Raw genomic sequence first — 7,888 nt, 5'->3', positions numbered from 1 at the left:
TGTAGTGGCACAATAAATTTGGCCACCTGATTAGAGGTGATAGAATCACCATAACTGATTAGGTGCAAATATGACAAAAAGAACTCGTCCAACTTATTCTCCTGAATTTAGACTCGAAGTCGCTCAACAAGTCGTCGATGAACAACGCTCTGTTAGAGACGTTGCCGAGGCGATGGGATTAGGTAAATCCACTGTCGATAAGTGGGCACGCCAGCTAAAAGAAGAGCGTAACGGTAACCTCACTAGTGCGACTCCCCTGACCCCTGACCAACTTAAAATCCGCGAACTTGAGCGTAAACTCAAACGCCTAGAAGAGGACAATGAGATCCTAAAAAAGGCTTCAGCTCTCTTGATGCAGGACTCCATCAAAGGTTTGCGCTGATCCGCTCCCTTCAAGAGAGCTGGCCTGTGAAGCGTTTGTGTGCTGTATTTAAAGTACAGCGCAGTAGTTACCGATATTGGCGCGAAACACCACATACTATAGCGCCCGAGCGGCTACGTTTAATTGCCGAAATGAAACGTTGGTTTGGGCTAAGTCATGGCTCCGCAGGCCAACGAACCTTGGTTCAACTGCTCGCAAAGTCAGGCTTCAAAGCGAGCCGCTGGTTGGTGAGTAAGCTGATGAAACAAGAGGGATTGGTTAGTCGTCAAATGCCAACGCATAAGTATTCCAAGGCAGAAAAAGAGCACTTAAGCATACCTAATTTATTGAAAAGAGCATTTAGCACACAAGCACCAGATCAAGTTTGGTGTGGTGATGTTACCTATGTCTGGTGCGGTTCTCGTTGGCTATACCTGGCTGTTGTAATTGACCTTTACGCTCGCAAAGTTGTAGGTTGGGCAACATCAGCTCGACCGGACAGTGACCTAACGAAAAAAGCTTTAAGAATGGCTTATGAAAGCCGAGGTAACCCAAAGCGAGTGCTATTCCATAGTGATCAGGGCTGTCATTATACGAGCAAGAGCTTTCGTCAGTTACTCTGGCGTTATGGCATGAAGCAAAGTCTTTCACGCAGAGGAAACTGTTGGGATAATGCGCCAATGGAGCGCTTTTTTAGAAGTTTTAAAACAGAATGGATGCCTAGAGTGGGATATCGAAGTATGGCTGAGGCATCGGGAGCAATTTCGCAATATATAGTGGGTTATTACAATCGGTATCGACCTCACAAACACAATAATGGTTGCTCACCGATTATGAAAGAAAAGCAATACTGGGAAACTTATAACGAGGTGGCCAAAAAGTATTGACCACTACATGTCCACTTAATTGTACTTTCAATTGCTCAATTCTTCCGTAAATCCGTAGTATGTAAATATTAAATTTTAGCCTACTCCTCTTTGGAAAACGTAAGATAGGCTCTTGTTACTGGAATGGCTATTTGAGAAATTAACGCCGTTCCCCATAAAAGATTACCGACTAAAGCTGGCACATACGGTAAGACCAATAATGTTGCTAAAGCCAAAACAACACCAAAGATACGTACTTTTGCGGTAGCAAATCGATGAGCTATGCGTTCTTCGATATTGAATTGAATCCAAAGTAGACACAGTAAATATGAGGCAAGCCCAATACAACCTATGGCACCATATTTGAGAGGGTATGGGTCCCAAAATCCTACTTTTACTTCACCAGCCAGCGCAACACCCACCATCACAGCTGATAGCATTAGAAATAAATGCGCTAACCACCAGTTTACTAGCGTCCACTTTTCTTGATTTTTCGGTTTTCCATTACCAACAAAATCGAAGTAAATCCAGCAGTGGACAAATACAGCGATACCGCCGAACATGAAGTTAAAAAGTACTTCGGGAGTAACTTTATACACACCTTTTTCGGAAAGGGTTATCACGAGTTTAAAGAATCCTTCCCCAACGACAATGAGAAGCAGTAACGCAAATCTCTCGGACATATGGCCTAACCGAGGCAAAAATCGCTTACACTCTAAAACACCAACTTTGGGCAGCATATACAGAAGTTGGATCGAAACTATGGCAAGCCCAAATAATAAAAAATTAAATGGCTCAGGTAGAAAAGCGCTTATGGCAAATACAATAGCAAGGATAAAGAAATTGCGACTTACAGTACGTGAAAGCACAGTAGCTTCAACACCCAGCCTATTTGTTCTGTGATACAAATAGGCGGTGATCATTCTATTGGCTGCATAGGCAAGGGCAAAATACATCCAGCCCTTATCTAAGACATGAGGAATTGACGCCGCCATAACCATTGCGGTTACAATTTGGCAGGACATAATTAGTCGATGTTTTACGTCTGTGCTGACATAGAGCGAGTTAAATACGCTAGAGTCTGCCCATGCAAACCACACAGCGATAAATAGTCCAGCAAACGCTAGAAAACCATTCACCGTTAAGTGGTCACTTAAAAAATTACCAAGTAAGAAGATGATGACCACATGGATCAAATCGTAAAATAACTCTACCCAATGCACGTGGTCATGTGCATCATCATGATCTAAGTGGTGTTTTGGTAACCTCCACATTGGATGATTTTCTAGTGCCATATTATTTCTCCGGTTTTTCCCAAGCGTAAGGTTTCATCGCATCATCTACTTCTGTATGTGTTAACGCATTGGTAAAGTTAGAGATTAATTTAGCTGCCAATCCAGTTAAAACTTCTAAAGCTTGGCGCTTAGTATATCCAGCATTCAAAAACTCATTGAGTTTGTCGTCGCCAATGTGTCCTCTATTGTCCAGTAATGCTTTTGTAAAATCGTGAAGCGCCTGAAGTTTTGCATCAGGTATTTGAGTACCGTTTCTTAATGCTTCAATGACATCATCAGGCATTTTAGCTGACTTCATCATCCAAGTATGACCGGGAACACAGTAGTGGCAATTATTTTCAAAGTTTGATGTCATAAATACCACTTGTTGCTCGAGCGGGCTAAACGTTGTGTCTTTCATAAAGCTTGTAAATGTTTGGTTATAGGCTTTATAAATGGCTGGAGCTTCCGCTAAGATTTTATGAAGGTTTGGGATCATCCCAAAACCAGCTAAAGATTGCTCCATCAATGGTTTCGATTCTGCTGGAGCCGTATCCGGCTCATAGTAAGTAAACATAATTAATAGTCTCTATTTTAAATATTGATTGAGTACACCTTCGAAAGTTGCTACTTCTTGTGCACCTGATAGGACCTGTTCGCCATTAAAAATAAACAATGGTACGCCATGTATTCCTCTTTGATGCCAGTGCTTTTCGATTAACTTCACTTCTTCACTGTATGAGTTGTTAGCTAATACAGACTGTGCTTGCAGGGAATTCAAGCCAACCTTTTCCACCACATGGATAAGTTCTGGCTCTGTGAAAGTGCCTTTTTTACTAAAGAAATGCTCAAAAAGTGCCTCTGCTAATTGGTTTTGCGAGTTACTTTCTTTGGCCCAGTGCATTAGTTGATGGCATTGATGAGTATTAAGCATTTTCATTTCGTCAAAGTAGTTAAACCTGAAGCCAACTTTTTTTCCTTCTTCAGTCAACATAGCTCTGGCTCTAATGCTGCCCTCTGACGTAGTTCCATACTTTTTCGACAGATGTTGTCTTAGGTTTTCACCTTCTTTTGGCATACTGGGGTTAAGCTCGAAGGGGTGCCAGACAATATTAACGGCGAATTTAGTGTCAAAATTGGCTAATGCCGCTTGTAAGCGGCCATAGCCAATTACACACCAAGGACAAACCACATCAGAAACGATATCAATGTTAATTTTTGTCTTTGCCATCATTATTGCTTTTCAACGATAATTGCAGTGATTGTTGTGTCACCAACATTTTTAACTTGATGTTCCCATTGGTCATGCCACATCACGTAGCCATCCGGGATCTCCAAAGTCATGTCTTTTTCACTCGTTGTTATCGTCGCCTTGCCACCTTTTTCGAAGTAAACAGTCTCAGCATTATGTTTATGCCAATTATCCTGTTCACCCGGTTTGAGTGTCATCTTAAGTACGGTAACTACTTCGTTCTCAAGTAGCAGTTCATATTGATTTGGCGAAGCGATGTGTGCAGATTCTACCTTCGCGTCTTCTGCAAGCGCATTTCCAAACAATAGGGTTGAAATAACACTCGTCAATACAACGTTTTTCATAGCAACTCCTATTTATGCATACCACGAATAGGGTAGTTGTTAGCGGGATTTCGTATCCAATCTAAGCCACTAATCAATGACTGAAGTTCTGGTCTCACAAATGGGTTGTTTGAAATGTCCACTACGTGAACTTTTCCTTCACTATTGACTACAAATAGTCCCGGCTCAGAAAATGGATGATCAGTTTCTTCAGGCGATCTAGGATCTGATATATACAACCCAAGTTCTTCCATTTGTTCAACAGTAAGACCGTATGCGATAGGAAACGTAGCATTGAGTCTTTGCATATGACTTTCAAGTTGTTCTTTGCTGTCGCCAGACACAGCTATCAAATCTACGCCTGTTTGAGCAAGTAAGTCTTTCGCACTTTCTAACTGGTTTAAGTATCGAGTACAAAGCGGGCAATGCTGCCCCCTGTAAACAACAACCATCTTCCAATCCAAACCATTTTCAGGAGTAGAAAGTTTTTTAATATCACCATTTAATAGCTTTGCTTCAATTGCAGGAAAATCAGCTCCAGCGTGCAATTTAGTAGTATATTCAACGCGCATGACTGTTCCTTAAAAATGTTTGTTAATGTGCGCTTCAAAACGTTTGAAGTCGTTTTCAACATCTGCATTTTTCATCACGTCAAAGCATGCAAATGTTTCCATTGGCTTCATACCAAAGAACTTGAAGTTCATGTGCATTGGGAACATTAAATCGTCGATTGATTTACCATCAAAAAATTCATCTTCATCGTTAAATGCTTCTTCCGGAGCATTAAAAGTAAGAGACATCATATATTTGGTGTTAGTTAACGTACCGCCCATACCATAGTTTTTCTTTGGTGCCTCTTCTGTACGGCCGTCACCAACACATAACGCTCCCCCCATACCAGCGGTATAAACTTCATCCATATACTTCTTAAATGACCAAGGCACACCCATCCAGTTACTGGGCGATTGCAGGAATACAATGTCTGCCCATTGATGGTGTTCTAATTGCTCTTCCACATCGTACTCATCACTCATTGTTACTACGCGCGTGCTATAACCTTTACCCTCAAGCAGTGTTATTGCTTTATCAATTAAGGCTGCATTTAGCTTGCCTTCGGAAAATGGGTAATACTGGTGGGCATTAATAATTAACACGTTCTTCGAATCAGTAGTGCTCATAAAATAACTCCAAATTAAATTTCAGCAAAAATAAATAAGAGAAACATTCTCTGATTTAACCTATGTGTGGTATATTTTAGTTACCTGATATAAGTAATAAATTAGTATACTTTTAGTAACCTAGTGTTTTTATAAGGAGGATTGATGGAAAGTGTCGTAAAAACAGACAGTAAAGGTAGAAAAAAAGTTTTAAATGCATGCACTGAACCCTGTGCTATTGAAAAAGGCATGCGTTTAATTGGCGGAAAGTGGAAAGGTTCCATTATTTATCACCTTAAAGATGAACCTGTAAGGTTTAATGACTTAACACGTATGCTTGGCGGTGCCAGCAAAAAAATGGTCGACCAACGCCTAAAGGAACTAGAAAGTGAGGGAATGGTACAGAGAAAAGTGATAAGTGACCGACCTGTAGCTGTCACTTATGAGTTAACCGATTTCGGCAAAACCGCACTGAGTATTTTAGATGAACTCAGGATCTGGTCAGAGTCCCATCAAATTTAACGGTAACCACTTTGAATTATTTAGCTCACCTATACTTAGCACAACCCAATGCTGATTCTCATTTTGGAAATCTGCTTGGCGATTTTGGCGGAACAAGGCATGTAAGAAATATGCCACTCACAGTGAAAAAGGCATTGGATAATCATTATCTAGTCGACAAATTTACAGATAACCACGCTGCAATTAAAGACGCTAAGCGGTATTTTTCTCAGCAACGTAAACGATTCGCGGGTATTGCCATTGATGTAGTATTTGATCACTTTCTAATTCAGCATTGGGCGCAGTTTAATCACGAACCATTAGCTGACTTTAAACAAAACAGTTATCAACTTTTGAATAAGCGTGTTCCTGATATGCCGAGTAGAATGCAACAAGTTATCAGTAATATGACCAAAAATGATTGGTTTAAAGAGTATGAAACGATAACTGGTATAGGCATAGCACTTGACAATATTGCAAAGCGTATCCGCTTTACTAATAATTTTTATGGAGCAATTGAGGATATTCAGTGTCATTACAACGAATTGGAATTGCTATTTCTAGAGTTTTTTCCACAATTAATTGATCATGTAAATCAAAATGCTATTGAGGGCAGCAAGGTAAGAAGCATTGTTAGACACAACTAATTTAAACTAATAAGTGATAAGTCGCTCTCATATTGTCTATGATGTTATCAAAGTTCACTGTGAGATCAAACCAACCATTCAATAAACCCACCACCTTTCGTACACCCAACAGTTCATATGAACTAATCGAAAGGAGTACACTTAACGTGGCCTCTAGCCGTTAATTCAATTGCAACGATTTAACGCGCTCTGCGGCTTGTTTAATGCGCTCCAAAAGTGAGCTATCCTGTTGATACAGCTCAACTTGTAGTTTTATTTGCGCGATTTGTTCATCATCAAAACATACCTTGTCATAGGCTTTAATAAGCTTTGGGGCATCTGAATATGTGCAAACTTCGTTGGGCATCGGCGTCCTAAAGTAGACGTCCTTTGGAAAGACAATACAACCGTAGATATGAGTGTTTAGATCCAACACTTCTCTGAGTAAGGCTATTTTTTTATTGAGTGCATCAAACGGGTTATCAAAATAGTGTCGTTCATCATCAATACTTTGCGTCCAATAGTCTGAGTGGCTATCAACCCAAATAGCCCCTGCTTGGCTTTGATATTGCACAACAAAAATCCCATACTTAGAGACTAGCAGTTCATCTACATCTAACACGTTGTTAGCCGTTCCCAAACGCACCTTACCCAGTGTTAAATAGTTATCACCCAAAGATTGTTTAAAGAATCTATGCAGTAATAAGCGGCTTACAAAATGGCTGATAGCCCGTTTTGTATAAGGCCATAATGTCACCGTTACCACTGTAAAGCTCGCGATTAACAACACAATCCAAACATAGCTGCCAACATGGCGCCAAATCGAAGACTCTGATTGAGGCTGAGTCAAAGATGCTATGGACGTTGTATTGTCTTGTACTGAATTGGGCTGCGCCTTTTGCACATTCTGAACAGGTTGCGGTTGCGCGGGTTTGACGACTTCTGTGTTGGGAACTTCTTTAACTGGTTGTTGATCACCACTTTTGTGCTGTTGCTGAACTGTTTCCAGCCAGTATTTTTCAAACAGCGCTCTGTTTTCTGTTACTTCTTGATTACACCTTACGTGTTGCTGGGTAGTTTTGTTGGCTTTTTGGCACGATGCGGAAGGCTGATAAAATTCCAACCAAGCTGCTTGCTTGTGTGGTTCACTATAACGCCCAGGTCCTTGATGCAGTTGGGTTGCTGCAACTTGTAATACCGGCTTGTTGGCATGTGTTGCGATTTTTGTTTTAACTTGTTGTTGAGGCGTATACACAACCACATCTGCGCAAAATAGTCTTAATCGCTCATCTAAGCGCTGCCAACGATTGTATGAGGGTTGGCCTTTTTGGCTGGCCCCTGCACGCTCAAGCGCACGCGCCTCAATTAAAAAACTCTGACATACATCTTCAGGTAATTGCATTTGTGCCTTGCTTAATGCTGACCAAAAAAGCAATAAAAGCACAGCACACAGTAATAGCCCCCATGCCAATGCAGGCATGGATGCGTTTCTGTTTACATGTGATAAGTGAGTGTTAATCGTTGTCAT

Annotated in this window: 10 protein-coding genes; 3 read left to right on the top strand and 7 right to left on the bottom strand. The window is 40.9% G+C overall.

Annotated elements, in window-relative coordinates:
• Nucleotides 1-70 precede the first annotated feature (70 nt).
• A protein-coding gene (locus tag BET10_RS20315) for an IS3 family transposase (protein ID WP_096348924.1) occupies nt 71-1,248 on the top strand; the annotation gives its coding sequence in 2 pieces (ribosomal slippage) (nt 71-329 and nt 329-1,248; 1,179 coding nt in all).
• 80 nt (nt 1,249-1,328) lie between these two features.
• Here BET10_RS20315 and BET10_RS20310 read toward each other — a convergent pair.
• Genes BET10_RS20310 through BET10_RS20285 form a run of 6 tightly spaced genes read right to left on the bottom strand, consistent with a single transcriptional unit; the run spans nt 1,329 to nt 5,254 of the window.
• Nucleotides 1,329-2,522 (bottom strand): low temperature requirement protein A, encoded by a 1,194-nt coding sequence (locus tag BET10_RS20310; protein WP_070987818.1) that lies wholly within the window; start codon nt 2,520-2,522, stop codon nt 1,329-1,331.
• A gap of 1 nt (nt 2,523) precedes the next feature.
• The gene (locus tag BET10_RS20305) at nt 2,524-3,078 is read right to left on the bottom strand and encodes a carboxymuconolactone decarboxylase family protein (RefSeq protein WP_070987816.1); all 555 of its coding nucleotides are present in this window, start codon (nt 3,076-3,078) and stop codon (nt 2,524-2,526) included.
• A 12-nt stretch (nt 3,079-3,090) separates the two neighbouring features.
• On the bottom strand, nt 3,091-3,732 hold the full coding sequence (locus tag BET10_RS20300) for a DsbA family oxidoreductase (protein ID WP_070987814.1): 642 nt from the start codon (nt 3,730-3,732) through the stop codon (nt 3,091-3,093).
• A gap of 2 nt (nt 3,733-3,734) precedes the next feature.
• Entirely contained in the window at nt 3,735-4,097 is a 363-nt protein-coding gene (locus BET10_RS20295; RefSeq protein WP_070987812.1) for a cupin domain-containing protein, read from the bottom strand.
• 8 nt (nt 4,098-4,105) lie between these two features.
• Complete coding sequence (locus BET10_RS20290; protein ID WP_070987810.1) at nt 4,106-4,648, bottom strand: peroxiredoxin-like family protein; 543 nt, start codon at nt 4,646-4,648, stop codon at nt 4,106-4,108.
• A 9-nt stretch (nt 4,649-4,657) separates the two neighbouring features.
• On the bottom strand, nt 4,658-5,254 hold the full coding sequence (locus tag BET10_RS20285; RefSeq protein ID WP_070987808.1) for an NAD(P)H-dependent oxidoreductase: 597 nt from the start codon (nt 5,252-5,254) through the stop codon (nt 4,658-4,660).
• A 144-nt stretch (nt 5,255-5,398) separates the two neighbouring features.
• Between BET10_RS20285 and BET10_RS20280 the strand changes: the two genes are divergently transcribed.
• Both BET10_RS20280 and BET10_RS20275 read left to right on the top strand, forming a co-directional pair.
• Nucleotides 5,399-5,755 carry a winged helix-turn-helix transcriptional regulator gene (locus tag BET10_RS20280; protein ID WP_070987806.1) on the top strand — a complete coding sequence of 119 codons (357 nt, stop codon included), beginning with the start codon at nt 5,399-5,401 and terminating at the stop codon, nt 5,753-5,755.
• Nucleotides 5,756-5,766: 11 nt separating this feature from the next.
• Nucleotides 5,767-6,381, top strand: coding sequence for an acyl carrier protein phosphodiesterase (locus tag BET10_RS20275; RefSeq protein ID WP_070987804.1), 615 nt, complete (start codon nt 5,767-5,769; stop codon nt 6,379-6,381).
• Between the two features lie 160 nt (nt 6,382-6,541).
• Here BET10_RS20275 and BET10_RS20270 read toward each other — a convergent pair whose 3' ends face one another.
• Nucleotides 6,542-7,888: a nuclease-related domain-containing protein gene (locus tag BET10_RS20270; RefSeq protein WP_083330631.1), complete on the bottom strand. Its 1,347-nt coding sequence runs from the start codon at nt 7,886-7,888 to the stop codon at nt 6,542-6,544.

The sequence above is a fragment of the Pseudoalteromonas amylolytica genome (genome assembly GCF_001854605.1).
GTDB classification, from domain to species: Bacteria; Pseudomonadota; Gammaproteobacteria; order Enterobacterales; family Alteromonadaceae; genus Pseudoalteromonas; species Pseudoalteromonas amylolytica.
The sequence above is the reverse complement of the archived record's forward strand: the minus strand, read 5'-3'. Positions and strand labels throughout refer to the sequence as shown.

Bases quoted from the DNA above. Each gene is read 5' to 3' on its own strand.
- BET10_RS20290 (WP_070987810.1), bottom strand. From the start codon at position 4,648: ATGCGCGTTGAATATACTACTAAATTGCACGCTGGAGCTGATTTTCCT.
- BET10_RS20280 (WP_070987806.1), top strand. From the start codon at position 5,399: ATGGAAAGTGTCGTAAAAACAGACAGTAAAGGTAGAAAAAAAGTTTTA.
- BET10_RS20310 (WP_070987818.1), bottom strand. From the start codon at position 2,522: ATGGCACTAGAAAATCATCCAATGTGGAGGTTACCAAAACACCACTTA.
- BET10_RS20300 (WP_070987814.1), bottom strand. From the start codon at position 3,732: ATGGCAAAGACAAAAATTAACATTGATATCGTTTCTGATGTGGTTTGT.
- BET10_RS20285 (WP_070987808.1), bottom strand. From the start codon at position 5,254: ATGAGCACTACTGATTCGAAGAACGTGTTAATTATTAATGCCCACCAG.
- BET10_RS20305 (WP_070987816.1), bottom strand. From the start codon at position 3,078: ATGTTTACTTACTATGAGCCGGATACGGCTCCAGCAGAATCGAAACCA.
- BET10_RS20270 (WP_083330631.1), bottom strand. From the start codon at position 7,888: ATGACAACGATTAACACTCACTTATCACATGTAAACAGAAACGCATCC.
- BET10_RS20295 (WP_070987812.1), bottom strand. From the start codon at position 4,097: ATGAAAAACGTTGTATTGACGAGTGTTATTTCAACCCTATTGTTTGGA.